20 protein-coding genes are annotated in these 24,827 nt (G+C 74.1%); 12 read left to right on the top strand and 8 right to left on the bottom strand.

Translation table 11 applies throughout. The features are described from left to right. Positions 1-43 precede the first annotated feature (43 nt). The 5 genes from ABD340_RS14525 to ABD340_RS14505 are packed head-to-tail and all read left to right on the top strand — an operon-like array spanning position 44 to position 7,685. Positions 44-1,339: an SWIM zinc finger family protein gene (locus ABD340_RS14525; RefSeq protein WP_344589457.1), complete on the top strand. Its 1,296-nt coding sequence runs from the start codon at positions 44-46 to the stop codon at positions 1,337-1,339. Positions 1,340-1,356: 17 nt separating this feature from the next. Beyond that, a complete protein-coding gene (locus ABD340_RS14520) occupies positions 1,357-2,889 on the top strand; it encodes a DUF5691 domain-containing protein (RefSeq protein ID WP_344589456.1) in 1,533 nt (510 codons plus the stop codon). Continuing rightward, complete coding sequence (locus tag ABD340_RS14515; protein WP_344589455.1) at positions 2,886-3,998, top strand: ATP-binding protein; 1,113 nt, start codon at positions 2,886-2,888, stop codon at positions 3,996-3,998. The genes ABD340_RS14520 and ABD340_RS14515 overlap by 4 nt, the downstream gene beginning before the upstream one ends. After that, on the top strand, positions 3,995-6,442 hold the full coding sequence (locus ABD340_RS14510; protein ID WP_344589454.1) for a DUF5682 family protein: 2,448 nt from the start codon (positions 3,995-3,997) through the stop codon (positions 6,440-6,442). Before ABD340_RS14515 ends, ABD340_RS14510 begins: the two co-directional genes overlap by 4 nt. Before the next feature lie 43 nt (positions 6,443-6,485). Next, on the top strand, positions 6,486-7,685 hold the full coding sequence (locus ABD340_RS14505; RefSeq protein WP_344589453.1) for a VWA domain-containing protein: 1,200 nt from the start codon (positions 6,486-6,488) through the stop codon (positions 7,683-7,685). A gap of 22 nt (positions 7,686-7,707) precedes the next feature. Here the strand turns inward: ABD340_RS14505 and ABD340_RS14500 are convergent, their stop codons facing one another. Then, on the bottom strand, positions 7,708-9,378 hold the full coding sequence (locus ABD340_RS14500; RefSeq protein ID WP_344589452.1) for a serine/threonine-protein kinase: 1,671 nt from the start codon (positions 9,376-9,378) through the stop codon (positions 7,708-7,710). Positions 9,379-9,486: 108 nt separating this feature from the next. Here ABD340_RS14500 and ABD340_RS14495 point away from each other — a divergent pair, with 108 nt between their 5' ends. Genes ABD340_RS14495 through ABD340_RS14485 form a run of 3 tightly spaced genes read left to right on the top strand, consistent with a single transcriptional unit; the run spans position 9,487 to position 12,116 of the window. Further along, a complete protein-coding gene (locus tag ABD340_RS14495; RefSeq protein ID WP_344589451.1) occupies positions 9,487-10,641 on the top strand; it encodes a DUF6777 domain-containing protein in 1,155 nt (384 codons plus the stop codon). 27 nt (positions 10,642-10,668) lie between these two features. Next, on the top strand, positions 10,669-11,076 hold the full coding sequence (locus tag ABD340_RS14490) for an ArsR/SmtB family transcription factor (protein ID WP_344589450.1): 408 nt from the start codon (positions 10,669-10,671) through the stop codon (positions 11,074-11,076). Further along, positions 11,073-12,116 (top strand): cation diffusion facilitator family transporter, encoded by a 1,044-nt coding sequence (locus tag ABD340_RS14485; RefSeq protein ID WP_344589449.1) that lies wholly within the window; start codon positions 11,073-11,075, stop codon positions 12,114-12,116. Before ABD340_RS14490 ends, ABD340_RS14485 begins: the two co-directional genes overlap by 4 nt. A 13-nt stretch (positions 12,117-12,129) precedes the next feature. Here the strand turns inward: ABD340_RS14485 and ABD340_RS14480 are convergent, their stop codons facing one another. Both ABD340_RS14480 and ABD340_RS14475 read right to left on the bottom strand, forming a co-directional pair. Beyond that, a complete protein-coding gene (locus ABD340_RS14480) occupies positions 12,130-13,050 on the bottom strand; it encodes an amidohydrolase family protein (protein ID WP_344589448.1) in 921 nt (306 codons plus the stop codon). Positions 13,051-13,124: 74 nt separating this feature from the next. Further along, positions 13,125-14,099, bottom strand: a complete 975-nt coding sequence (locus ABD340_RS14475; protein ID WP_344589447.1) for an alpha/beta hydrolase — start codon at positions 14,097-14,099, stop codon at positions 13,125-13,127. A 204-nt stretch (positions 14,100-14,303) separates the two neighbouring features. On the opposite strand from ABD340_RS14475, the gene ABD340_RS14470 reads away from it, so the two are divergent. Beyond that, complete coding sequence (locus ABD340_RS14470; RefSeq protein ID WP_344589446.1) at positions 14,304-15,287, top strand: diacylglycerol/lipid kinase family protein; 984 nt, start codon at positions 14,304-14,306, stop codon at positions 15,285-15,287. Positions 15,288-15,340: 53 nt separating this feature from the next. Further along, complete coding sequence (locus ABD340_RS14465) at positions 15,341-16,045, top strand: maleylpyruvate isomerase family mycothiol-dependent enzyme (protein WP_344589445.1); 705 nt, start codon at positions 15,341-15,343, stop codon at positions 16,043-16,045. A 177-nt stretch (positions 16,046-16,222) separates the two neighbouring features. Here the strand turns inward: ABD340_RS14465 and ABD340_RS14460 are convergent, their stop codons facing one another. After that, positions 16,223-16,840: a PadR family transcriptional regulator gene (locus tag ABD340_RS14460; protein ID WP_344589444.1), complete on the bottom strand. Its 618-nt coding sequence runs from the start codon at positions 16,838-16,840 to the stop codon at positions 16,223-16,225. Positions 16,841-16,876: 36 nt separating this feature from the next. After that, positions 16,877-17,755, bottom strand: a complete 879-nt coding sequence (locus ABD340_RS14455) for an oxidoreductase (protein ID WP_344589443.1) — start codon at positions 17,753-17,755, stop codon at positions 16,877-16,879. On the opposite strand from ABD340_RS14455, the gene ABD340_RS14450 reads away from it, so the two are divergent. After that, positions 17,754-18,524, top strand: a complete 771-nt coding sequence (locus tag ABD340_RS14450) for a helix-turn-helix transcriptional regulator (RefSeq protein ID WP_344589442.1) — start codon at positions 17,754-17,756, stop codon at positions 18,522-18,524. The genes ABD340_RS14455 and ABD340_RS14450 overlap by 2 nt on opposite strands. A gap of 9 nt (positions 18,525-18,533) precedes the next feature. On the opposite strand, the gene ABD340_RS14445 is transcribed toward ABD340_RS14450, so the two are convergent. From ABD340_RS14445 to ABD340_RS14435, 3 genes are read right to left on the bottom strand one after another with little or no spacing between them, the layout of a single operon-like run. Continuing rightward, positions 18,534-18,926, bottom strand: coding sequence for a hypothetical protein (locus tag ABD340_RS14445; protein WP_344589441.1), 393 nt, complete (start codon positions 18,924-18,926; stop codon positions 18,534-18,536). Then, the gene (locus tag ABD340_RS14440) at positions 18,923-21,184 is read right to left on the bottom strand and encodes a DUF4132 domain-containing protein (protein ID WP_344589440.1); all 2,262 of its coding nucleotides are present in this window, start codon (positions 21,182-21,184) and stop codon (positions 18,923-18,925) included. The genes ABD340_RS14445 and ABD340_RS14440 overlap by 4 nt, the downstream gene beginning before the upstream one ends. Then, the gene (locus tag ABD340_RS14435) at positions 21,181-23,067 is read right to left on the bottom strand and encodes a DUF4132 domain-containing protein (RefSeq protein ID WP_344589439.1); all 1,887 of its coding nucleotides are present in this window, start codon (positions 23,065-23,067) and stop codon (positions 21,181-21,183) included. Before ABD340_RS14435 ends, ABD340_RS14440 begins: the two co-directional genes overlap by 4 nt. 130 nt (positions 23,068-23,197) lie before the next feature. On the opposite strand from ABD340_RS14435, the gene ABD340_RS14430 reads away from it, so the two are divergent. Continuing rightward, positions 23,198-24,658 (top strand): flavin-containing monooxygenase, encoded by a 1,461-nt coding sequence (locus tag ABD340_RS14430; RefSeq protein ID WP_344589438.1) that lies wholly within the window; start codon positions 23,198-23,200, stop codon positions 24,656-24,658. Positions 24,659-24,827 lie beyond the last annotated feature (169 nt).

Raw genomic sequence — 24,827 nt, 5'->3', positions numbered from 1 at the left:
CCGTTAGCAGGCGAATGTCCGACACCGCCGATAGTTTCGACATGTGAGCGATCGGTGGGATCGGGAGCAGGTGCTCGGGCTGGCGCCCGACGCGGCGGCGGCCAAGGCGGCGGGCGGCGTCTCCAAACCGGCCAAATGGAGCGGCACGGGGTGTGACGACGAGGCCGTCTGGGGCGAGTGCGAGGGCAGCGGCAAGACCGCATACCGGGCGTCGGTCAATCTGACCGAGCCGGCGTTCCGGTGCTCGTGCCCGAGCCGCAAGTTCCCCTGCAAGCACGCCCTGGGGCTGCTGTTGCTGTGGGGCGAGGGCACGGTCGGGGGCGGCGCGCGTCCGGCCTGGGTCGCCGAGTGGCTCGAGGAGCGGGCGGCGCGGGCGGAGAAGGCGCAGGCCCGCAAGGAGAGCGCGGCCGCCAAGGTCAAGGACCCCAAGACGGCCGAGCGGCGCGAGCAGCGGGTCGACGGCGGCGTCGCCGAGCTCGACCAGTGGCTGCGCGACCAGGTGGCGCACGGCCTGGCGCAGGCCGAGAAGGCCCCCTACAGGCTGTGGGACGAGGCCGCCCGGCGGCTCGTCGACGCGCAGGCGGGGGCGCTGGCCGGGCAGGTCAGGGGGCTGGCGGCGATCCCGCGGCAGCCGGGCTGGCCGGACCGGCTGCTGGAGGAGTACGCGCTGCTCCGCCTGCTCGTGCGGGCGCACCAGCGGCGCGCCGAGCTGCCGGAGGCGCTTGGCGAGACGGTCCGTTCCCGCGTCGGGTTCACCGTGCCGCAGGAGGACGTCGCCCGCGACGGCGAGCGGGTCCGCGACCTGTGGTGCGTGACCGGGTCGCGCGACGTCGCCCAGGAGCAGCTCACCACCAGGCGGGTGTGGCTGCGCGGGCGGCGGACGGGGCGGCCGGCGCTGGTGCTGTCGTTCGCGGCGCCCGGACGCCCGCTGGACGCCTCTCTCGTCGTCGGCACGGAGATCGACGCCGAGCTGGCCTTCTACCCCGGGGCGCAGCCGCTTCGGGCGCTGGTGGTCGAACGGCACGGCGCGGCGGCCCCCGCGGTGCCGGAGGGGATGCCCGTCGGTGGTTTCCTGGAGGAGTACGCCGCCGCGCTGGAGCGCGATCCGTGGCTCGACCGCTGGCCCGCCGTGCTGGCCGGCGTCCGGCTCGCCCGCACCGCCGGCGAGCTCCAGGTGGTCGACGGCGCGGGCGACGCGCTGCCGCTGCCGGCGTCCGATCCGTGGCGGCTCCTGGCGGTGTCGGGCGGCCGCCCGGTGACCTTCGCCGGGGAGTGGTCGCAGCGGGGGCTGCGCCCGCTGGCCGCCTGGGACGAGGACGAGGGGGTCGTGATCCTTTGAACGCCTGGAGCGAGCACGTGAGCGCGGCGCTGCTGGGCACCGAGCGCCGCCCGCCGCCGCCCCTCCCCGGAACCACGGAGCCCGGCGCCGGGGGCGGCGCGGCGGGGCGGCTCCTCGACCAGGCGGCCGTCCTGGCCGTCCGGAGGCGGGCCGGGAGAAGGCCGTCGGCTGGCGCCGAGCCGATCGCCCCGGCGCCGCTGGAGGACGCCCCGGTCGTGCCGCCCGCCGCGGCCCGGCGGCTGGCCCGGATCCTGGCCGGCGAGCAGGTCCGGGTGCTGCCCGAATGGCTGGAGGCCGCCGCCGACCACGGCCGCCGGGTCCCGTCCCGGCTGCTGCCCGAGCTGCTGGAGAAGGGCCGCGGCGACCGGGTGCTGCGGCCGGCGATCGCGCGGGCGGCCGGGCGGCGCGGCGTCTGGCTGGCCCTGCAGAACACCGACTGGGCCTACCTGGTCGGCTCGGGCGACGACCCGGGCGGCGACGCCGAGGTGTGGGAGACCGGTACCCGGCAGCAGCGGATCGCCCACCTGACCCGGTTGCGCGGCACCGACCCGGCCGCGGCGCGGGAGGTGCTGCGCGGGACGTGGTCGAGCGAGCCCGCCCCCGACCGGGCCGCCTACCTGGGCACCTTCGAGCACGGGCTGTCGGCGGGCGACGAGGAGTTCCTGGAGGCCGCCCTGGAAGACCGCGGCAAGGACGTCCGGCAGCTGGCGTCGGACCTGCTGTCCCGGCTGCCCGACTCGGCCTACGGGCGGCGGATGGCCGTGCGCGCCCTGCGCTGCCTGCGGCCCGAGACCCGGCCCGGCGGCGGCCGGACCGGCCCGCGGACCTGGATCATGGTCGAGCCGCCCCGCGCCCACGACGAGGAGCTGGCCAGGGACGGCGTGCCGTTCCATCCGACCGGCTCGTTCGCGCCCGGGCGGCCGGCCGGCGGCCCGGTCGGCACCCGCGCGGCCTGGCTCCGCGAGATCCTCGCCCGCACCCCGCTGTCCACCTGGACCGAGCTGCTCGGGCTGCCGCCGATGGAGATCGTCTGCCTGCCGGTGGGCTCCGCCGCCGACCCCGACGGGCGCGGCGCCCGCGACCTGCACATCGGGTGGGCCCGCGCCGCGCTGCGGCAGCGGGACGTCGGGTGGGCCAGGGCGCTGCTCAAGGGCGGCGTGGTCGTCGACGAGCCGCAGGCCCTGGCCGACCTGCTGGCGGTGCTTCCCGAGGAGGAGCGCGACACCGCCACCGCCGACCTGATCCGCTGGGTCGACGGGCAGCCCGACCTGCTGCGCGTGCTGGAACGCGTCCCCGGCCCGTGGACGGGCGCGCTCGCCGACGCCGTCGTCACCACGATCACGGTCGCCGCCGAGCATTCCTCGCGCCGGCACGAGCACACCCTCACCCAGCTGTGCCGGCTGGCCGACCAGCGGCTCACGCCCGGCGCGGCGCCGCGCCTGGAGGCGCTGGCGGCCGGTTCGGCGGCCGGGCCCGAGTCGGCGGCGCTCGCCGAGCTGATCGACACCCTGCGCTTCCGCCACGACATGCTGAAGGAGCTTTCCCCGTGACGACCCCTTCCTCGCCCGGGACGTCCGCGTCCGAGACCGTCCTGCGCCCGCACGCCGAGCAGCAGTACGCCGGCGAGCTGGCCCGCCTGGCCGAGCACGACGACCGGCCGCGCCCGCCCGGCTGGCGGCTGTCCCCGTGGTCCGTCACCACCTACCTCATGGGCGGGGACCTGCCCGACGGCTCGACGATCTCCCCGAAGTACGTGGGCCCGCGCCGCCTGATCGAGGTCGCGGTGGCGACGCTGGCGACCGACCGGGCGCTGCTGCTGCTCGGCGTGCCCGGCACGGCCAAGACCTGGGTGTCGGAGCATCTGGCGGCCGCGGTCAGCGGCGACTCCACGCTGCTGGTGCAGGGCACCGCGGGCACCGCCGAGGAGGCCATCCGGTACGGGTGGAACTACGCCCGCCTGCTGGCCGAGGGCCCGTCCGAGCAGGCGCTGGTGGAGAGCCCCCTGATGCGGGCGATGCGGCTGGGGTCGGTGGCGCGGATCGAGGAGCTGACCCGGATGCCCAGTGATGTGCAGGACACCCTGATCACCGTTCTGTCGGAGAAGACGCTGCCGGTGCCGGAGCTGAACACCGAGGTCCAGGCGGTCAAGGGCTTCACCGTGATCGCCACCGCCAACGACCGCGACCGGGGCGTCAACGAGCTGTCCAGCGCGCTGCGCCGGCGCTTCAACACGGTGGTGCTGCCGCTGCCGGAGTCGGCCGACGACGAGGTGGCGATCGTCTCCCGCCGGGTCGACCAGATCGGCACGGCGCTGGAGCTGCCGGAGACCCCGGCCGGGCTGGAGGAGATCCGCCGGGTGGTCACCGTGTTCCGGGAGCTGCGCGGCGGCGTCACCGGCGACGGCCGCACCAAGCTCAAGTCGCCCAGCGGCACGCTCAGCACCGCCGAGGCGATCTCGGTGATCACCAGCGGGCTGGCGCTGGCGGCGCACTTCGGCGACGGGGTGCTGCGGGCCGCCGACGTGGCCGGCGGCATCGTCGGCGCGGTCGTCCAGGACCCGGTGTCCGACCGGGTGGTGTGGCAGGAGTACCTGGAGACGGTGGTGCGCGAGCGCCCCGAGTGGCGCGACTTCTACCGCGCCTGCCGGGAGGTGTCGTGACGCCGGTCCCCGGGACGGACCGCGGCGAGGGCGCGCGGGTCGAGATCTACGGGATCCGCCACCACGGGCCCGGCTCGGCGCGGGCCGTGCGCGGGGCGCTGGAGGAGTTCAAGCCGGACGCGGTGCTGATCGAGGGCCCGCCCGAGGCCGACGCGATCGTCGATCTGGCCGGGGACGCCGGCATGGTCCCGCCGGTCGCGCTGCTCGCCTACACCTCCGGACGCCCCGCCGCCCCGGCCGGGGCCGGGGCCTCCGGGGAGGAGGCGTCCGCCGAGGGGGCCGTGCCGGCCGGGGCGCGGGAGCGGCAGGCGGCGTTCTGGCCGTTCGCGGAGTTCAGCCCTGAGTGGCAGGCGATCCGCTACGCCCTGGAGGTCGGCGTCCCGGTCCGCTTCTGCGACCTGCCCGCCGCGCACCAGCTCGCCGAGCCGGAGGAGGACGAGCCTCAGGAGGGCGAACCTTCTGAGGACGAGGCGGAGGACGAGGCGGAGGACGAGCCGGCGGACGAGCCGGCGGGACGGCCCCGCGACGGGACCGCCGATGATCATTCCGCGGAGCGGGAGATCCGGATGGATCCGCTCGGCTGGCTGGCCAGGGCCGCCGGGTACGACGACGCCGAACGCTGGTGGGACGACGTCGTCGAGCACCGCCACGACGGGCCGTCGCCGTTCCCCGCGATCGCCGAGGCCATGGCCGAGCTGCGCGACCAGATCGCCGCGCTGCCCGCGGCGGCCCTGTCCGGGCTGCCGCCCGGCTACCTGCGCCGCGAGGAGCGGCGCGAGGCGCACATGCGGCGCACCCTGCGCCGGACGCTCAAGGACGGGCATGAGCGGGTCGCGGTGGTCTGCGGCGCCTGGCACGTCCCGGCGCTCCGGCGGAAGGTCCCCGCGACGCGCGACGACCAGACGCTGCGCGGCCTGCCCAAGGCGAAGATCGAGATCACCTGGGTGCCGTGGACGCACGGGCGGCTGGCCGGCGCCTCGGGCTACGGCGCGGGCGTGCGGTCCCCCGGCTGGTACCACCACCTGTTCACGGCCCCTGACCGTCCCATCGAGCGGTGGCTGACCCAGGCCGCGCGCGTCCTGCGCGAGGAGGACCTGCACGTCTCCTCGGCGCACGTGATCGAGGCGGTCCGGCTCGCCGACGCCCTGGCCGCGCTGCGCGGGCGCCCGCTGGCCGGGCTGGAGGAGACCACCGAGGCCACCCGGGCGGTGCTGTGCGAGGGCGCCGATCTTCCGGTGGAGCTGATCCAGCGGAAGATGGTGGTCGGCGAGCGGCTGGGCTCGGTCCCCGAGAAAACCCCGATGGTGCCGCTGAAGCGCGATCTGCGCGCCCAGCGGAGCCGGCTGCGGCTGGCGGAGTCGGCGCTGGAGAAGAAGCAGGACCTCGACCTGCGCAGGCCGATCGACCTCGACCGCAGCAGGCTGCTGCACCGGCTGCGGCTGCTGGACATCGACTGGGGCGTCCCGCAGGAGGGCGGCGGCCGGTCCAAGGGCACCTTCCGCGAGTCCTGGACGCTCATGTGGCGGCCGGAGTTCGACGTCGAGCTGATCGAGGCGAGCGCGTGGGGCACCACCGTGCTCGGCGCCGCCACCGCCCGGGCCGAGGCCATGGCGGCGAACGCCGCGACGCTGGCCGACCTGACCTCGGTCGCCGAACGGTGCCTGCTCGCCGACCTGGGCGCCGCGCTGCCGGCGGTGATGCGCGCCCTGGCCGACCGGGCCGCCCTCGACTCCGACGTGGCGCACCTGATGGCGGCCCTGCCCGCGCTGGTCCGGGCGCTGCGTTACGGAGACGTGCGCGGCACCCCGGTCGGCCCGCTGCGCACCGTCGTCGACGGCCTGGTCGTGCGCGTGTGCGTCGGTCTGCCGCCCGCCGTCTCGGGTCTGGACGACGACGCCGCCCGCGAGCTGCTCGGCCATGTCGACGCGGTGCACGGCGCGCTGGCGCTGCTCGACGACGCCGGCCACCTGGAGCGGTGGCGGCGGACGCTGGCGGGCGTCATCGACCGCCAGGACCTGCACGGCCTGCTTGAGGGGCGGCTGAGCCGGCTGCTGCTGGACGCCGGGCGGCTGCCCGACGTCGCCGAACGGATGGCCCGCTCGGTGTCGGTCGGCGCCGCCCCCGAGCGGGCCGCCGCCTGGGTCGAGGGGTTCCTGTCGGGCGGCGGGCTGATCCTCGTCCACGACGACGGCCTGCTCCGCCTCGTCGACGAGTGGATCACGGGCCTGCCGGGCGAGTCGTTCACCGACGTGCTGCCGCTGCTGCGCCGTACCTTCGGCGGTTACGCGGCCGCCGAGCGCCGCTCGATCGGCGAGCGGGTCCGCCATCTGGACGCGCCCGCCGCGCCGCGGGCCGGCGCCGGCGGCGACGATCTCGACCCCGCCCGCGCCGGCCGCGCCGCGGCGGCCGCCCTGCGGATCCTCGGCTGGAAGGCGCCGGTATGAGATCTCCCTCAGCTCACGCCCAGCGGTCTCCTAGGAGGAGCAGATGAACGCCCGCACGGACCGCTCGAGCACAGACGGCCCCGCGTACGAGGACGAGCGGCTCAAGCGCTGGCGGCTGGTCCTCGGCGGCGAGGGCGGCGCCGAGGGCACCGGCGTGCGGCTGTCCGGCGATGAGGCGCGGATGGACGGCGCGCTGGAGAAACTTTACGGCGCCGGCGCCGACGGCACGTCCCGGTCGGGGCGGCGCAGCGGCGGCCTGGGCGATTCGGCCCCGACCGTGGCGCGGTGGCTCGGCGACATCCGCGCCTACTTCCCGTCCACGGTCGTCCAGGTGATGCAGAAGGACGCGATCGAGCGGCTCGACCTCACCCGGCTCCTCATGGAGCCGGAGATGCTGGACGCCGTTGAGCCCGACGTCCACCTGGTCGGCACGCTGCTGTCCCTCAACCGGGTGATGCCCGACCGTGCGCGCGAATCGGCCCGCGCGGTGGTCCGCAAGGTCGTCCAGGAGCTGGAGAAGCGGCTGGCCCAGCGCACGCGCTCGGCGATCGGCGGCGCCTTGGACCGGTCGGCCCGCGTCCTGCGCCCCCGCCGCCTGGCCGACGTGGACTGGGACCGGACGATCCGCGCCAACCTGCGCCACTACCTGCCCGAGCACGGCACCCTCGTCCCGGAGCGGCTGATCGGGTACGGGCGCCGGCAGCAGGCGGTCAAGCGGGATGTGGTGCTGTGCATCGACCAGAGCGGATCGATGGCGGCCTCGGTGGTGTACGCCGGCGTGTTCGGCGCCGTGCTGGCCTCGATGCGGTCGCTGCGCACCTCGCTGGTGGTGTTCGACACCGCCGTGGTCGACCTCACCGAACAGCTGCACGACCCGGTGGAGCTGCTGTTCGGCACCCAGCTCGGCGGCGGCACCGACATCAACCGCGCCATCGCCTACGCGCAGGGGCTGATCAGCCGTCCCGACGACACGATCCTCGTGCTGATCAGCGATCTGTTCGAGGGCGGGGTGCGGGCGGAGATGCTGCAGCGCGTCGCCGCGATGACCGCCGCCGGGGTACAGGTGATCGTGCTGCTGGCGCTGTCGGACGAGGGCGCGCCCGCCTACGACCACGACAGCGCCGCGGCCCTGGCGGCGCTGGGCGTCCCGGCGTTCGCGTGCACGCCGGACGCCTTTCCCGACCTGATGGCGGCCGCGGTCGAGCGCCGCGACATCAAGGAATGGTCCGAGCGCAACCTCTGACCGGCCGTATCGGCGGCGGTGATCAGCGCGATCTCAGCCCCTTCATGAGGAAGATCACCACCAGGCCCGTCAGCATGGCGTAGCCGACCAGCACGGACGGCTTGGCGATCACCACGCCGCCCCAGCTCAAGGCGACCCACACCGAGGCCCGCGCGACCCGCATGGCCAGCACCGTCCAGGCCGCCGCGCGGCTGCCCCGGACGGCCAGCACCACGCCCACCAGCGTGACGATCGCCAGCAGCGTGAAGAAGGCTGTGATCAGCGGGAACAGCTCCGTGTTGGGCCGCTGGCTCAGCTGGGGGTAGGCCACCTGGCCGGCCAGGGTGAACACGTCGACCCCCGCCAGCAGCGTGGCCAGCAGGAGCCCGATGACCACCGACGGGCTGCGCGGGAGCCTCCGGAGCGGCCGTTCCCCTCGGGGCTCGCGGCGCTTCCGCTCGGCCTTGCCCCGCTTGCCTTCGGGCCGGACGTCCGGGTATGCGGCGCCAGGGTGTCCGGCGCCTGGACGCCCGGCGAAGGGGGGTGGCGCATCGCGCCCGGTGGGCGCGGGGGGCGGCGGACCGGCGGGCGGCAGCTCAGGGCCGGGCCCGGCGCGTTCCCGGCCGTCCCTCGCGGCGGCGTCCCGATCCGGCGCCCCCGGCGGCGCGGCGGCCTCCCGGGTGTCCTCAGCCTCCCGCTCCTCCGTTTCCGCGGTCTCGTGCCATTCGGTCGACCGCCTGGCGGGCGGCGGGCGCCCCGTCCCGAGGTCCCTGCCCTCCCACGGAGAGGTGGTTCGACCCGACACGCCCGACACGCCCGGCGGGCCGGATATCGGACGGTCTTCTTCAGTTTCGGATGGGTTCGCTCGCTGGCGCGGGGGGACGACCCGGGTGATGGGGTGCGAGCTCGAACGCTCGCCCAGGAGCCGGAGAAGGGCCGACTCGGCCGAGGGACGGGCCGTGGGGTCCTTCTGGAAGCAGTCGGCCGCCACCGCACCGATCTGCTCCGGCAGCATCGAGATATCGGGGGTGTCATGCATGATCCGGTACATCACCGCCGGCAGGGGGCCGCCGGCGAACGGATCGCGTCCGGTCGCCGCGAACAGCAGGGTGGCGGCCCAGGCGAACAGGTCGGCGGCGGGACCGATCTCGGCGCCGGCGAACTGCTCGGGGGCCATGTAGGCCGGGGTGCCCACGATCTGGCTGGTGACCGTGGCGTCGGGGTCAAGGGCGCGCGCGATGCCGAAGTCGATCACGCGCGGCCCGTCCGGGCCCATGAGGACGTTCTGCGGCTTGAAGTCGCGGTGCACGATGCCCGCGCGGTGGATCGCGGTCAGCGCGGTGACCGAGCTGATCGCCAGCCGGTCGAGGTCGGCGCCGGTGCGCGGGCCGCGCTCGTGCACCAGCTCGCGCAGCGACGGGCCGGGGACGTACTCGCTGACGATGTAGGGCTGGTCGCCCGCCATGTCGGCCTCGAGCATCTGCGCGGTGCAGAAGCCGGCCACCCGCTGGAGCAGGGACAGCTCGCGCACGAACCGGGCGCGGGAGCTCGCGTCGGCGAGCACCCGGGCATGGAGCAGTTTGATGGCGACCTGGCCGGTGCCGGACAGGGAGCGGCCGAGATAGACCACCCCCTGGCCGCCGGTGCCGAGCCGGGCGAGGATCTCGTAGTCACCCAGCCGAACCGGATCGGCCGCGGTAAGCGGAAGCGTCATGGCCTGTCACCCCCCGGTTGCGAAAATACGCACATTTGACCAGGCACAAATCGCGCCGCCGTGGCATCAAAGAGTATAGGTTCGGCGGGCCACGGGCGGGAGACGGAGATGCCAGAGATCAATTTTAGAATTCATGCACGGGCGGCGGTTCCCGTGCTGCTGTTGACGACCTTCGTCGCGGGAGGCTGCGCGGAGCAGGCGGAAGCGATCACAAGGCTGACGGTGGGATCACCGGGGCCCGATCCGTACACGCTGGTGTCCAACACGGACCAGCAGAAGATCAAGACCATCCCGCGCAGCGGCGGCGCCAAGAAGGGCGACACGCCCGGCCTGTACGGCGGCACGCGCCGGTCGGCGTCCTGCGATCCGGCGAAACTGGTGGCGTTCCTGCAGGCCAACCCGGATAAGGCGCGGGCGTGGGCGAGCGTGCGCAAGATCGCGGTCGGGGCCATCCCGCAGTATGTGCAGCGGCTGACGCCGGTGCTGCTCCGGGCCGACACGCTGGTGACCAACCACGGTTTCAAGAACGGGAAGTCGACCGGCATGCCGGCGGTGCTCCAGGCCGGAATGGGGGTGCTTGTGGACCAATACGGCCAACCGGTCGTGAAGTGCAATTGCGGCAATCCACTCAGCGCTCCGGAAAAGAAGATCTCCACGGGCAAGGCGAAGTACAAGGGCGCCTCATGGCCGGGTTTCAGCGCGGGCAATGTCACCAAGATCCGCGTCAGCGCGGCGGTGTCGTCCTTCGTGCTGGTGAACCCGGACGGGACCATGGGGTTCGTGCGGCCGGTCGCCACGGTGGGGAACGCCGACGGGCCGCCGGCGGCGGTACCCTCGACGGAGTCGCCGGCGCCGCCATCGGGCGGTCCGGGCACCCCGGGTCCCGGGACCTCGCCGGGCGAGACGCCGGGATCGCCCGGGTCGCCGGGTCCGGGATCTCCGCCGCCGAACGAGGGCGGCACGCCCGGGCCGGGGCCGAGCGGCGAGCAGCCCGGCGGCGGCCAGCCCGGCGAGCAACCCGGCGGCGAGCAGCCGGGGGAGCAGCCGGGTGAGCAGCCGGGAAACCAACCGGGGGGTGAGCCCGGGAACGGGCGGGAGCAACCGCCACCGGAGCAACCGCCACCGGAACAGCAGCAGCCGGAGCCGAACCAACCCGAGCCGAACCAGCCTGAACCCGGCCAGCCCGAGCCCGACCAACCGGCCCCTGACCAGCCGGCCCCCGACCAGCCGGGGCCGCAGCAGCCGGGGCCCGGCTCGTCCTGAGCGGCAACGTAGGCTAAATTCGCATATATGAGCAGTGCTTCAGATGTCGAGGTCACCGAGCCCGCGACCGCGCCGGACGCGTGCGCGGTCCGGGTCGTCGACCCCGCGAAGGTGGCCATGGTGACCGCCACCATGCCGGACGGCGACGTGATCGCCGACCTGGCGCAGGTGTTCGGCCTGCTGTCGGACCCCGGGCGGCTGCGCGTCATCACGGCGCTGCTCGAAGGCGGCGAGATGTGCGTGTGCGACATCGCGGCGGCGTGCGGGCACAGCGAGTCGGCGGTCTCCCACTCGCTGCGCCTGCTGCGCGCCAACCGGGTGGTGCGGGTCCGGCGGTCCGGCCGCCGCGCCTACTACCGGCTGGACGACTCGCACGTGCGGATGCTCCTCGATCTCGCCCTGGCCCACATCGGCCACCGGGAGGAGACCGGATGACAGGCGGCGGCCCGCACTCGCGCGAACCGGGCCACGGGCACGGGCACGGGCACGGCCACGGGCACGGGCACGGCCACGGGCACGGGCACGGGCACGCGGTCTCCCCCGACGCCGACCGGCGCTACCTGGCGGCCGCGCTCGCGCTGATCCTCGCGTTCATGACCGGCGAGGTGGTCATCGGGCTGATGGCGCGCTCACTGGCGCTGATCTCCGACGCCGCGCACATGATGACCGACGCGTTCGCGATCGCGCTGGCGCTGATCGCGATGCGGATCGCGGCGCGCCCGCCGCGCGGCGGCTACACCTACGGGCTGCGCCGCGCCGAGATCCTGTCGGCGCAGCTGAACGGGCTGACGCTGATCCTGCTGGCGGCGTACTTCGTCTACGAGGGCGTCCAGCGGCTGCTCCACCCGCCGGAGGTGGCCGGGCAGCTGGTCTTCTTCACCTCGCTGGCCGGGATCGCGGTGAACGTGGCCGCGACCTGGCTGATCGGCCGCGCCGACCGGCGCAGCCTGAACGTCGAGGGCGCGTTCCAGCACATCCTCAACGACCTGTACGCGTTCATCTCCACGGCGATCGCCGGGCTGGTGGTCTGGACAACCGGGTTCGCGCGGGCGGACGCGATCGCCTCGCTGCTGGTGGCGGCGCTCATGGTCAAGGCCGGGTACGGGCTGCTGCGGGACGCGGGCCGGGTGCTGATGGAGGCGGCACCGGCCGGGCTGGACCCGGGCGAGCTGGGCACCCGGCTGGCCGAGCGGCCCTGCGTCGAGGAGGTGCACGACCTGCACGTGTGGGAGGTCAGCTCGGGCTACCCGGCGCTGTCGGCGCACGTGCTGGTGGAGCCGGCGGGCGACTGCCACGCGGTGCGGCGCGACCTGCAGGAGCTGCTGCGGTCGCGGTACGGGATCACGCACACCACCCTGGAAGTGGATCACATCGACGAGGACTTCCACTGCGAGGACCCGCACGGCCCCCGCCATGTGGGCGGCGGGAGCGCGGAGCCGCACGAGCACGCCGGCGACAGCCGCTGCGGGCACTGAGGCGCGCTGGCCCTCAGCTCAGCGGGGGCGAGAGGTCGAGCAGCTTGGCCGGGTTGTCCCAGCAGACGGCGCGCAGCCAGTCGTCGCCCAGGTCCAGGCGGGCGAGGGCCTCGAGCTGGTGGGCGTACTCGTAGGGGATGTTGGGGAAGTCGGTGCCGAGCAGGACCCTGCCCTCCAGGCCCAGTTCGCGCAGGCGCGGGAGCAGCCCGGGCGGGAAGACGCCCAGTCCGGCGAAGAAGTCGGTGAACGCCATCGTGGTGTCGAAGTGGACGCGCTCGTACCGCTCGGCGAGCGCGAAGAAGCCCTCGAACTCGGGGGCGCCCAGATGCGCGATGATCGCGGTGAGGCGGGGGTGGCGGGCCAGCACCTCGCCGAACGGCCCCGGCCCGGTGAACCCGTTGGCGACCGGCCCGGACCCGGCGTGCACGACGACCGGGACCCCGGCGTCGGCGAGCAGTCCCCAGACCGGGTCCAGCTCGGACGCGCGCGGGTCGAACCCGCCGACCTGCAGATGCACCTTGAAGATCTTCGTACCGGCGTCGACGGCGCGGCCGACGTACTCGGCGGCCTCGCGCTCGGCGTAGAGCGTGGCGGTGGGCACGCAGTCGGGGACGCGGGCGGCGAACCCGGCCGTCCACTCGTTCAGGGACTCGGCCATGCCGGGCCTGTGCGGGTAGGCCAGCGAGGTGAACGCGCGGACGCCCAGCCCGCGCAGATGGGCGATCCGCTCCTCCTCCGGGACCTTGTAGCGGATCGGCCACTCGTGCCCGACCAGCGGCCCGGCCGAGCCGAAGTACTCCCAGACGCGTGACATCAGCCGGGGCGGCATGAAGTGGACGTGGACGTCGATGAGCCCGGGCAGGCCGAGCGCCCGCCAGAACGCGGGCACCTGGCCGTCGGCCCCCGGACCGGGAACAGAACGAGATTCAGTCACCTGCCGGAACCTATCCCTTCGAGCGTTCCAGGTACGCCGCCGCTCCATCACCATATAAACAAGCAAGCGACCGCTCAAGTAATCTCGGCCAGCAGGATCGGCAGCGCGGCGTGCAGCTCCCTGCCCCAGTACGGCCAGCGATGGGTGCCCTGGTAGAAGTGCGTCGAGGCGGGGATGCCCAGCGTCTTCAGCTTGCCCGCCAGCTCCAGCCCGACCCGGTGCGCCAGCGCCTCCAGGATGTCCGGACCCGGCCCCGGCCAGGGCCGCGGGTCGTAGGGGCCGGGCATGCCGTCGCCCGAGCTGATGTAGAGGCGCACCCCGGCGAGCCGGTCGGCCAGGTCGTACGGGTTGTGCTGCCGCCACACCACCCGCTGCTCGTCCGGGTCGCCCCACAGGTCGGTCCAGTGGGACGGGCCGCCGCCGATCGCCACACCCAGTTCGATCACGTCGGCGACGTCCAGCCCCCGCTCGTCGAGGTGCAGCGTGTTGACGGCCCCGCTGAACGAGGCGGCGGCCCGGAACAGCCCGCGGTGCCGTGCCGCGTACGCCAGCGCGCCCGTGCCGCCCATTCCGACACCGGCAATGGCGCGCGCCGTTCCCGCTCCGTAACCGCGTTCCAGGATCTGCCGCAGTTCGGTCAGATGGAACGTCTCCCACATCGGCGGCCCCCCGCCGCCGCGATTCCACCAGTCGGAATAATTGCCGGTGCGGCCGCCCTCCGGCATGACGACGATGACGCCGTGCCCGCCGGCGAGGCGTTCCAGCGCGGTGTTGGCCGTCCAGGAGGTGTGGTCGCCGTCACCGCCGCAGCCGTGCAGCAGCCACAGCGTCGGCCAGCGCCGCCCGGCCGCCACCGCCGCCCGCGACCAGCCCGCCGGCAGGAGCAGCCGGACGTGCGCGACGCCCGCCAGGGCGGGCGAGCGGACGGTCAGGTCGAGCAGCCGCGGGCCGGCCGGGCGCTCGCCCAGCACGGTGGCGCCGTCGCCCGCACCGGGCGCGGCCGGCGGCGCCGGACCGTCCGGCGCGATGGACGCCAAAAGCCCCGCCATTCCGGCAATAAATCCCACCCCGAACAGACCGCGCCGCAACATATCCACGCCCCGGACATTCGACCGCCGCCATTACCGGGAATATCCCCAAGTTCGGCGCCCGTTCAACGCACGGTAACGGGAAAATAAAATACCTGGGCCGCGGGCGCCGGTGCGCCGCCCGGTAGGGTGTGCCCGGACGCTGGAGGGAGACGACCGGTCGAGATGCGGAGCAAGGATGAACTGCAGTCCGCGATCCGGGAGGCGGGGCGCGCGGTCCTGGTGGTCAACGCCCTCTCCCGCCGGGGCCGCCGGATGTACGGCACCGCCCGCGACCTGCTGAAAGCGGCCGGGCTGGAGTTCGTCGAGGTCTTCCCGGTGACCGACCCCGAGCGGCTGGGCGGGCTGTTCGAGGACGCGCTGGCCCTGGAGCCCGATCTGGTCGTGGTCGGCGGCGGCGACGGCACCGTCGCCGAGGCGGTCGGCCATCTGGCGCACCGCGACGTCGCGCTGGGCGTGCTCCCGCTCGGCACCACCAACAACTTCGCGCGCAGCCTGGAACTCCCGCTCGATCTCGCGGGCGCCGTCGAGGTGCTGCGGAACGGGAAGGTCGCCGACGTCGACGTCGGCTGGTTCGAGGGCACCACCCATGGCGCTCCCGATGACCCCGCCGGGGCCGGCGCGGGCCCGTCCAAGCACATCTTCGCCAACATGGTCAGCCTGGGCCTGTCGGTGCACGTGGCCGAGCACGTGCCGCACGAGCTCAAGCGGATCATGGGCCGCGCCGCGTACGCGGTGACCGCGGCCCGGCTGCTGCCCCGGCACGAGGCGTTCGACGCCACCATCCGGATCGGCGACCAGACCTACCGGATGGCCACCCACCAGCTCAACGTGGCCAACGGCGCGCACCACAGCGGCCGGCGGATCGCCCGCGACGCCAGCCCCGACGACCGGCTGCTGGCCGTCTACCGGCTGGGCGACCGGCGGCGGCTCCAGCTGGCCTCGGCCACCGCCCGGCACGTGCTCACCGGCCCGTGGCGCTCGCTGACCGAGGACGCCTTCATCACCACCGACCACGTCCACATCGAGACCGATCCGCCGCTGGACGTGGACGTGGACGGCGAGATCAGGGGCCGTACCCCGGTGACCATCCGGCTGCTCGGAAACGCCCTGCGCGTGCTCGTCCCAGGGTCCTTCGTCGATACCTGAGCCGCGCCCGCGGAAGGGCGTTCACGCGGGCCGGGACGGGGCAGCATAGCGGCATGAACGCCGAGATCCTGCGGGGCCTGGACCCCTTCGACATCCTCGACGCCGAGGCCGCCCGGCTCGACGCCTACTTCGCCTCGCTCACCGGGCCCGACTGGGATCACGCCTCACGCTGCGAGGGCTGGTCGGTGCGCGACGTGCTGGCCCACCTGGCCGGCGAGGAGCTCTACAACCACGCCTGCCTGGACGACGATCTGGAGGGCATGTTCGCGATACTGGAGAAGGAGGGGATCGACGAGCTGAGCGCTTTCAACGACTGGTGCGTCCAGCGGCGGCGCGGCCTTCCGGTCGGCGAAGTGCTGGCCGAGTGGCGGGAGAAGAACGGCGACACCCGCCGCCGGATGCGCGATCTGGGCGGGACCGCCACCATCGCCACCATGGCCGGGCCGTACCCGGTGGGCGCGCAGACCTTCCACTACGCCTCGGAGTACGCCACGCACGCCGACGACGTGAACGTGCCGGTCGAGCCGGGCGAGGAGCCGAACCGCACGTCCTGGCGGGCGCACGTCGGGATCTTCGTGCTGGACGAGCAGGACGCGCCCGTCCGGGTGGAGGAGATCGCGGGCGGTTTCCGGGTGGAGCTGGACGGCCGGTCGGCCGAGCTGTCGTCGGCCGACTTCGTGGACGCCACCACCGGGCGGCTGGGCCGCGACCACACGCTGGACCCCGAGCTGCGCAGCGCCCTGGTCTGCCTGGCCTGAAGTCAGGCTGTGTTTCAAAGTCCCGGCCTACGGCGCTCGCCTGGCGGCTCGCCCCTCCCCGGGCCTTGGCGAGCGCGACATCGCTTCGCCATCTGGCCGGTGACGCTCGCCTTCGGCATCGCCTCACCGGCCAGGTAGCGCGCTCGTGCGGTACCTGAGGCCACTTCGAGTCAGGCCCTAGCCTTCGGTGGGCCCAGGCGCGGGCGCCGGGCGCGGCGGTTCGGCCTCGCCCGCCATCACGTACGCGCCGTCCCGGAGCCGTTCGACGAGCCCGCGCGTCCACGCGGCGGCGGTGTCGGCCGAGTGGACCCACCAGCCGAGCAGCTCCTGCAGATGGTCGAACCCCGGCCGTTCACCGCCGGCCGACTCCCCGGCCTCCAGGTGCGGGACCACCGAGGCGCGCCACTCGGCCAGGCCCTCCAGCCGCCGTTCGAACAGCGCGATCGCCTCGTCGCGGGGCAGCTCGGTGAGGAAGCCGAGCGCGGCCGACAGCAGCTCGGGACGGGGCACGTTCACCTCGACGATGGCGGCGCGCAGCAGCCGGAAGAACTCCGCCTCGCCCGGTTCGGTGATCTCGTAGTCGGTGCGGGGCGGACCGGCGTCGCCCTCGGCGACCTCGTACACGCGCAGCAGCCCCTCCTTGGCCAGCTGCTTGAGCGCGTGGTAGATCGACCCGGGGTTGACGTTGGCCCACTCGTCCGAGCCCCACGACAGCAGCTCGCGGCGCACCTCGTAGCCGTGCGCCCGGCCGAAACCGCGCACCCCGCCGAGCACCAGCAACCGCGTCGCCGACATCGTCTCCCCCGCCCGTGGTCCACCGTCGAGGTCAGGCTATTCCGTCGCGAGCCTCCCGAGTGCGGACAGGTCTTCCGCGGTAAGGCGGAGGGCGGCGGCCGCCATGTTCTCCTCAAGGTGGGCCGGGGACGAGGTGCCCGGGATCGCCAGCATGGCCGGGGACAGCGAGAGCAGGGCGGCCAGCAGCACCTGCGGCACCGTCGCGCCGTGCCGTTCGGCGATCTCCTTCAGGCGCGGGTCGTCCGGGATGCCGAATCCGCCCAGCGGAAAGTACGGCGCGTAGGCGATGCCGTCGCGCTCGCACAGGTCGAGCAGTTCGGTGTCCCGCGGCTTGGTCACGTCGAACCAGTTCTGCACCGCGGCGACCGGCGCGATGGCGCGGGCCTCGGCGACGTGCCCGGCCGTGACGTGGCTGACCCCGAGGTGCCGGATGAGGCCCTCCTCGCGCAGCCCGGCCAGCACCTCGAACCGTTCGGCGAGGGACTCCTCGTCCGAGGGCGGTTCCAGCCCGCCGATCCGCAGGTAGACCAGGTCGAGCCGGTCCAGGCCCAGCTCGGTCAGGTTGCGCTCCACCTCCGCGCGCAGCTCGCCCGGCCCCATCTGCCCGGTCGGGACGGTGTCGCCGGGCCCCTTCCGCGGCCCGACCTTGGTGGCGATCACCAGGTGCTCCGGGTACGGCGACAGCGCCTCCCGGATCATGTCGTTGGCGGCCAGGTCCCCGAGGTCGTAGAAGGCCGCGGTGTCGATGTGGTCGACGCCCAGCTCCACCGCGCGGCGCAGCACGGCCAGGCCGGTGCCGCGGTCGCCGGCGGGGCCGCCCACCTGGCTCGCCGGCAGCCGCATCGCGCCGAACCCCATGCGGGAGATCCGCAGGTCCCCGCCCAGTTCCCAGTGCATGTCGATCGTTTCGCTCATGGCGTCCACCCTGCCGCGGTCCGGCCCGGAGCGGCGCGGCTGGCAGTTTGCTGCCAAGTTTGACCGCGTCGCCCGGCACCGCGCAGACTGGACGGCGATGAGCCCCGACCAGGACCGCAACGTGACCCTGCGCGGCGAGGCGGAATTGGCCGCGCGTGCCGGGCATCTGTTCGGGAACGCACACGAGGAGTTCGTCTGCGCGGCCGTCGACCCCAACACCTGGGCGGCCCCGGACGTCCGCGACCAGATCCTCGCCTCCCGCTGGAAACCGCCGCCCGGCCTGCGTGTCTGCAAGCTCTACAACCCCGCGGCGCTGGCCGACGAGGAGTCCGAGCGGCGGCTGCTGACCATGGCGGGACGCGGCGTGGAGATCCGGATCTGCCCCACCCGACTGCCCCAGGAGACGATCGTCATCGACCGGCGGATCGCGGTCCTGGCCGGGCCGGCGCCCGTCCAGGGGCCGCGGATGTACACGGTGGTGCGCTCGCCCGAGGTGGTGGCGGGCGTGCGGTCGCTGTACTGGGCGACCTGGGAGTCCTCGATCACGCTGGCCGAGTACCGGCGGGGCCGCCCGCCCGCGCTGAGCGACCAGAGCCGGGAGATCCTGCGGCTGCTCGGCGAGGGGTTCAAGGACGAGACGGCCGCCCGGCGGCTCAGCCTGTCGCTGCGCACCTACCGCCGCCGCGTCGCCGAGATCCTCACCCTGCTCGACGCCGATTCCCGCTTCCAGGCGGGCCGGCGCGCGCACGAGCTGGGCCTGCTCAACTGACCGGCCGGCTCAGCCGCCGACGAGCGGGACGAGCCTGATGAAGACCAGGTCGGGGTCGCCGGCAAGGTCGACGACCTCGTCGAGGTCCTCCACCTGGCGGTCGCCGACCAGCATGAAGAAGCCGTTGGACAGGAACGCCCGTTCGGCGATGCCGGCCTGCCGCTCCCAGTCGAGCCGGCGCGGCTCGCGCAGCCGGTAGCCGTTCAGGTCGGCCTCGGCGTCCTCGGGCTGGACCAGTCCGTGGAAGCGGGAGACGGGCCGCGCGTTGTGCCGGGCGACCTCCTCCCGGACGCGCAGCCGGATCAGCTCGCGCACGGTCAGGGCGGCGGGCAGGTCACCGACCTGGAAGGAGGCCAGCGCCTTCCCGGTCGCGGTCTCGTCCCGGAAGGTCACGGCGGTCATGGGACTCCTCGTCGAAGCTGGGCCAGGATGCTCTGGTCGGTGATGGCGGTGTCGGCGGCGAGCAGGAACGCCTTGCTGAGGATCAGCGCGAGCCGCTCGTCCTCGAACGGCAGGAACACCTTGCCCGTGCCGCCCGCGTCCTTGCCGCGCGCGGGGACGACGCACAGGTAGGAGTCGTCGGGCTCCATGAGGATGTTGCCGCTGCCCAGGTGGATCTTGTACGTGCGCAGGTCGCCGCGCACCCGCAGGAAGCGGCCGTCCAGGTCGCACCGGTCGGCGATCTTGGTGCGGGGCAGGATCCGGGCCAGCGCGTCCCGGCGCACCTCCGCGCTCGCCGTCAGAGCGCCGAAGCCGGCCGCCCGCCAGTACGCCAGATGGCGGTCCTCGCCGCCGTCGGCCCAATCGGGATCGGCGGCGATCGAAGTGACGCCGATGAAGAGGTCCACGTCGCGCATGGCCTCGCTGAACACCACGGCGGGCACCTCGGCCAGCGGCACCGTGCGCCGGCCGGCGTCGTCCCGTCGCGCCAGCCGCACCTGGTCGGTGGAGGCCAGCTCGCGGTCGTCGACCGCGTCGCCGTGCAGGTACGAGTGGAAGAAGGTCGCCTGCCACTCCCCCGACGCCAACGTCCGGTACGCGCCGTCGTCGTCGCCGCCGTCCCAGGGCCCCAGCAGCCGGCTCTTCCAGCCGCGCGCCCTGAACAGCGCGAACAGCCGCCGGTAGTGGACGATGTGGGCGGCGAAGCGGTTGGAGTAGACGCCGGTCTCCTCCTCGGCCGGGGTGAGCAGGTAGATCTCCCGGAACGCCTGCTTGAACGGCTGCCTGATCCGCCGCTCGGTCACCAGGTCGCGCCAGGCCCGCACCTCCTCGGGCGTGGACCGGATGGGGTGCCAGAGCCGGACGGGAGCGTCGTCGCCGGGCACCGGTACCGGGCTGCCCGCCGCGTCGACCAGCGCGCCCGGCACGGAGCCGTCGGGAAGGGCGGGCCGCCACTCGCCCGGCGCCGTCTCGACCTCCCAGATCAGGCGGCCGATCGCCGTCGCGGCCACCGGGTGGGCGGCGAGGCCGTCGCGCCACTGGCCGTACGGCATCGCGCTTTCGCCCGCGAAGCCGCCCTCCAGTGCGCGGGCCAGCGTGGTGAGGTGCGCGCGGACCCGTTTCACCAGGTCGCGCTGGTCTTTGACGGCGGCGGCGTGGTCGCGGCGCACGGCCGCGGGCACCGACTTCAGCGGCTTGCCGCCCGGGCCGCGCCAGCTCAGCTCGGCGTCCTCGGCGACGGTGATCACGGCCTCGTGCTCGCCGAGCGGGGTGCGGAGCGTGCCGTCGGCGGCGAAGCCGAGGTCCGGCAGCCGCAGCGCCACCTCGGTGCGTTCGGCGAGCGCCGCGTCGATCCTCTTCAGCATCTTGTCGAGCTGCTTGGGGACGCCGCCGTGCCGCGTGATCGCGCGGACGGTGCGCAGCGAGGCGGCCAGCTCGGGAGTGGGAAGGTCCTGGGCGGCGCGGGCCAGTTCGTACAGCAGCGCCTGCGAGGGGAGCGTCTTGGCGGCGGTCGGCGCGACCGCGACTCCGCGCAGGATCCGGTCGAGCAGGTCGGGCAGCCAGGGCTCGTCGCGTGCGAGGGCGACCCGGGCGGCGCGGCCGAGCGTCCCGGCCTCGGTGGCGTCGAACGCCTTGTCGGCCGCGTAGGGGATCTTGCCCGTCTGGACGGCGTCGACCCGCTCCCCGGCCCGCTCCAGCAGGAGCCGCGCGAACCCGGCGTAGCCCTGGTCGGCGCACCGCTCCCAAGCGTCCGGGAGCGGCGCGAGCGGGTCCCATTCGCGATCGCGGCCGGCCTCGGTGAGGAGGGCGTATCCGGTGACGTCCCACCCCGCCACCAGCCGCAGCTCCTCCCGCGCGATCGGGCCGCACCGGCCCGCCATCGCGGCCATGGCCTCGGCGTGCAGGTCGGGGCCGGCCAGCGCGGCAAGGCCGAGCACCGGGAACGACGGGCCGCGCCCCTCCCCCTTCAGCGCCTCACGGACGAGACCGCGGGCCGCCCCGGAGGCCTTCGCGGGCCACGGGCCGGTGCAGCGCAGCAGGACCCCCAGCGCCGCGCCCAGATCGCGCGCGTGCCACGCGCCCGGGGTCGCGGCCAGGTGCGAGAAGAACCGCTCGCACGCCTCCGGACTGAACCTCACCTGACGTTCCCTGGTCATGCCGTGGAGCAGGGACTGGGGCGAGAAGTCGTCGCCGAGGTCCCCGGCGGGCAGGGCGGTCACCGGTTCCCCTTGATCTGCCGCAGGATGCCCTCGTCGGTGATCGATCCGTCGGCGGCCAGCAGGAACGCCTTGCTCAGGATCAGCGCCAGCCGCTCGTCCTCGAACGGCAGGAACACCTTGCCCGGCGCCGCGCGCCGCGCCGCGACGATGCACAGGTAGGAGTCGTCCGGCTCCATCTGGACGTTGCCGCTGCCCAGGTGGATCTTGTAGGTGCGCAGGTCGCCGCGCACCTCCAGGTGGCGGCCGCGCACAGAGCAGCGGTCGGCGATCCGGGTCCGGGGGACGATCCGCGCCAGCGCGTCCCGGCGCACCTCCGCGCTCGCGGTCAGGTCGCCGAACGCCGTCCGCCGCCAGTACGCCAGGTGCGGGTCCTCGCCGCGGTCGGCCCACTCCGGATCGGCGGCGATCGAGGTGACCCCGACGAACAGGTCGATGTCGCGCATCGCCTCGCTGAACACGGCGGCGGGCACGTCGGAGAGCGCGGCCTCGTCCCAGCGGCCGCCGTTCCTGCGCTCGAACCGCACCTGGTCGGTCGCGGCGTACGCGGGGGCGCCGTCGAAGTCCTCCTCGGCGGGCTCGTGGTAGAAGGAGGCCCGCCACTCCCCCTCCGCGAACAGCCCCTCGGCGTGCCCGCTGTCGCCGCCGGTGTGGCGCCCGAGGTAGTTGGACTGCCAGCCGCGCTCCTTGAACAACGCGAACATCTGCCCGTACCGGACGATGTGGGCGGCGAAGCGGTCGGAGTAGCCGCCGGTCTCCTCCTCGGCCGGGGTGAGCAGGTAGATCTCCCGGAACGCCTGCTTGAACGGCTGCACCATCTCGTTCTCGTCGACGAACGTCCGCCAGGCCCGCACCTGCGGCGCCGTCGCGCGGATCGGGTGCCACAGGCGCACCCGCGCGCCCGGTTCCGGCCGGGTCAGCGCGTTGCCGTCGACGGTCACCAGGACGTCGTCGGCCGGTGTCGCCGCGCGCCACACCCCGTCGCGGCCCTCGAACTCCCAGATGAGCCCGCGGGTGACGACGCCGGTGATCGGGTGGTCGCGGTAGTGGCGGCACCATTCGCCGTAGGCCCAGCCGCGGCCCCCCGACAGCAGCCCTTCGACGCGGGCGCGCTCGTTGGCGAGCGTGCGCCGCACCTCCTTGGCCAGCGTCTTGATCTCCTTGACCGCGGCGTCGTCCTTGAGCGCGGCCGGGACGGTCCGCAGCGGCCGGCCCTCGGAGCCGGTGAAGGAGGTCCGCACGGTGCGCGGGTCTTCGACGGCCAGCACCGCCTGGAAGCCGCCGACCTCCCGCATGACCGAGCCGTCGCGGCCGAGGCCGTGCCCGGGGACGCCGCGTTCCAGGAGCTGGGCGGGCGTGATCCCCTGCAGCGCGGCGGCGGCCTGGATCGCGGCCTGCACCTGCTTGCGCGCGCCCGGGTAGTGCAGCTCCTTCTCCAGGGTGCGCAGCGCGTCGAGGGCGGCCGGGTCGCCGAACGCGCCCAGCGCGTTGATCGCCGCGTTGGCGAGCGCGGCGTCCCAGACCGGCTCCTGGGTGACGCAGCCCGCGCGCCGCACGATCGTGACCAGCTCCCCGAGCGCCGCCGCGGCGCCGGTCAGCGCCGCCGCCCACACGTAGCCGCGCGCGGTCACGTCGCCGACCAGCACGGACGCGGTGCCCCGGCTCGGACGATCGGAGCGCGGCGCGGACAGGTCGGTGCGGGCGTACCCGCGGACGGTGGCCAGCACGTGCGCGCGGACCGCCGGGTCGAGCACCAGCTCGCGGGTGCGCTCGCGCCACCGGCTGCCCGGACGCGGACCCTGCAACTTGACCAGATGCGTGTCAAGGGCGTGCTCGTCCAGGACGTGCTCGTCTCGCTCGTCGGGGGCGTGCGTGTCGTTCGGCATGCGGAAGATCTTGACATGTGCCAGCGACATAACCGGTGCTCTTCGCCATCCGGATGAACCGCACTGGCCAACCGATCGGTCGGCACCTACCCTCGGGGGTCACAACAGAACGAGGTCCGGGACGGACGGGATGAGCGCTCCGCACGACGTTGTGATCATCGGCGCCGGGTTCGGCGGCATCGGGATGGCGATCCGGCTGATCCAGGCGGGCTTCGAGGACGTGGTCCTGCTGGAGCGGGCCGGCGACCTGGGCGGCACCTGGCGCGACAACACCTACCCCGGCGCGGCCTGCGACATTCCCTCCCACCTGTACTCCTTCTCGTTCGAGCGCAAGACCGACTGGAGCCGGCGCTTCCCGCCCCAGCACGAGATCCTCGACTACCTGCGGCACTGCGCCCGCAAGTACGGCGTGCTGCCGCGCATCCGGTTCGGCACCGAGGTCACCGAGGCGCGCTTCGACGAGGACGAGGGCCGCTGGCGGATCGCCACCGGCCGCGGCGACACGCTCTCGGCGCGGATCCTCGTCTCGGCGTGCGGCCAGCTCAACCGTCCCGTGCTGCCGCCCGTCCCGGGCCGGGAGAGCTTCGCGGGCGCCTCCTTCCACTCCGCCCGCTGGGACCACGGCACCGACCTGGACGGCAAGCGGATCGCCGTGATCGGCACCGGTGCCAGCGCGATCCAGATCGTGCCGGAGCTCGCCGGGCGGGCCGCGCGGCTCACGGTGTTCCAGCGGTCCGCGCCGTACGTCATCGACAAGCCCGACCGGCCGTACCGCGGCTGGGAGAAGGCCCTGCTGAGAACGGTCCCCGGCCTGCACGGGCTGAGCCGCGCCCGGCTCTACGCGCAGTTCGAGGCGCGCGCCCTCGGCTTCATCAAGTACCCCAGGCTGATGGACCTGGTGGCGCGCCGCTTCCGCGCCAACCTGCGCGGGCACATCGACGACCCCGCGCTGCGCGAGCGGCTGACCCCCGGCTACCCGATGGGCTGCAAGCGCATCCTCCTCTCCGGCGACTACTACCCGGCGCTCACCGAGCCGCATGTCGACCTGGTCACCGACCCGATCGACCGGATCACCCCGGGCGGCGTCCGCACCGCCGGGGGCCGCGAGCACCAGGCCGACGTGCTCGTCTACGCGACCGGCTTCGCGGCCACCGACTTCCTCGCCCCGATGAAGATCACGGGACGGGACGGGCGGGAGCTGAACGAGGAGTGGCGGGACGGCGCCGTCGCCCATCTGGGCATCACCGTCAGCGGCTTTCCCAACCTGTTCCTGCTGTACGGGCCGTACACCAACCTCGGCCACAACTCGATCATCTACATGCTGGAGTCGCAGTTCCGGTACGTCACCGGCTGCCTGCGGGCGATGCGCGACGCCGGGCTGGCCTGGATCGACGTGCGCCCCGACGCGCAGGACGCGTTCGGCCGCGAGATGCGCGAGCGGCTGCGCTCCACGGTGTGGGCCGCGGGCTGCGAGAGCTGGTACATGACCGCCGACGGCGAGATCGTCAACAACTGGCCGGGATTCACCTTCGCCTACCGCCGCGCCACCCGCCGCCCCGACCCGCGCCACTTCCAAGCCCGTATTTCCTAGTCCCGGCCCACGGCGCTCGCCTAGCGGGCTGTGTTTTTTGCAATCCCGGCTCAGGATGCTCGCCTGGCGGCTCGCCCCCTGACCGTGCTTGGGCGAGCGCGACATCGCTTCGCGATCTGGGCGGTGAGGCTCGCCTCCGGCATCGCCTCACCGGCCAGGTAGCGCACTC

Source organism: Actinomadura vinacea (genome assembly GCF_039532545.1).
Taxonomy (GTDB): Bacteria; Actinomycetota; Actinomycetes; order Streptosporangiales; family Streptosporangiaceae; genus Spirillospora; species Spirillospora vinacea.
This window is presented reverse-complemented; position numbering and strand designations above follow the sequence as displayed.

Coding starts and splice junctions, on each gene's coding strand:
- ABD340_RS14470 (WP_344589446.1), top strand. CDS start 14,304: ATGCGGAGCAAGGATGAACTGCAGTCCGCGATCCGGGAGGCGGGGCGC.
- ABD340_RS14465 (WP_344589445.1), top strand. CDS start 15,341: ATGAACGCCGAGATCCTGCGGGGCCTGGACCCCTTCGACATCCTCGAC.
- ABD340_RS14460 (WP_344589444.1), bottom strand. CDS start 16,840: ATGTCGGCGACGCGGTTGCTGGTGCTCGGCGGGGTGCGCGGTTTCGGC.
- ABD340_RS14475 (WP_344589447.1), bottom strand. CDS start 14,099: ATGGCGGGGCTTTTGGCGTCCATCGCGCCGGACGGTCCGGCGCCGCCG.
- ABD340_RS14495 (WP_344589451.1), top strand. CDS start 9,487: ATGCCAGAGATCAATTTTAGAATTCATGCACGGGCGGCGGTTCCCGTG.
- ABD340_RS14430 (WP_344589438.1), top strand. CDS start 23,198: ATGAGCGCTCCGCACGACGTTGTGATCATCGGCGCCGGGTTCGGCGGC.
- ABD340_RS14485 (WP_344589449.1), top strand. CDS start 11,073: ATGACAGGCGGCGGCCCGCACTCGCGCGAACCGGGCCACGGGCACGGG.
- ABD340_RS14505 (WP_344589453.1), top strand. CDS start 6,486: ATGAACGCCCGCACGGACCGCTCGAGCACAGACGGCCCCGCGTACGAG.
- ABD340_RS14500 (WP_344589452.1), bottom strand. CDS start 9,378: ATGACGCTTCCGCTTACCGCGGCCGATCCGGTTCGGCTGGGTGACTAC.
- ABD340_RS14445 (WP_344589441.1), bottom strand. CDS start 18,926: ATGACCGCCGTGACCTTCCGGGACGAGACCGCGACCGGGAAGGCGCTG.
- ABD340_RS14455 (WP_344589443.1), bottom strand. CDS start 17,755: ATGAGCGAAACGATCGACATGCACTGGGAACTGGGCGGGGACCTGCGG.
- ABD340_RS14490 (WP_344589450.1), top strand. CDS start 10,669: ATGAGCAGTGCTTCAGATGTCGAGGTCACCGAGCCCGCGACCGCGCCG.
- ABD340_RS14435 (WP_344589439.1), bottom strand. CDS start 23,067: ATGCCGAACGACACGCACGCCCCCGACGAGCGAGACGAGCACGTCCTG.
- ABD340_RS14450 (WP_344589442.1), top strand. CDS start 17,754: ATGGCGTCCACCCTGCCGCGGTCCGGCCCGGAGCGGCGCGGCTGGCAG.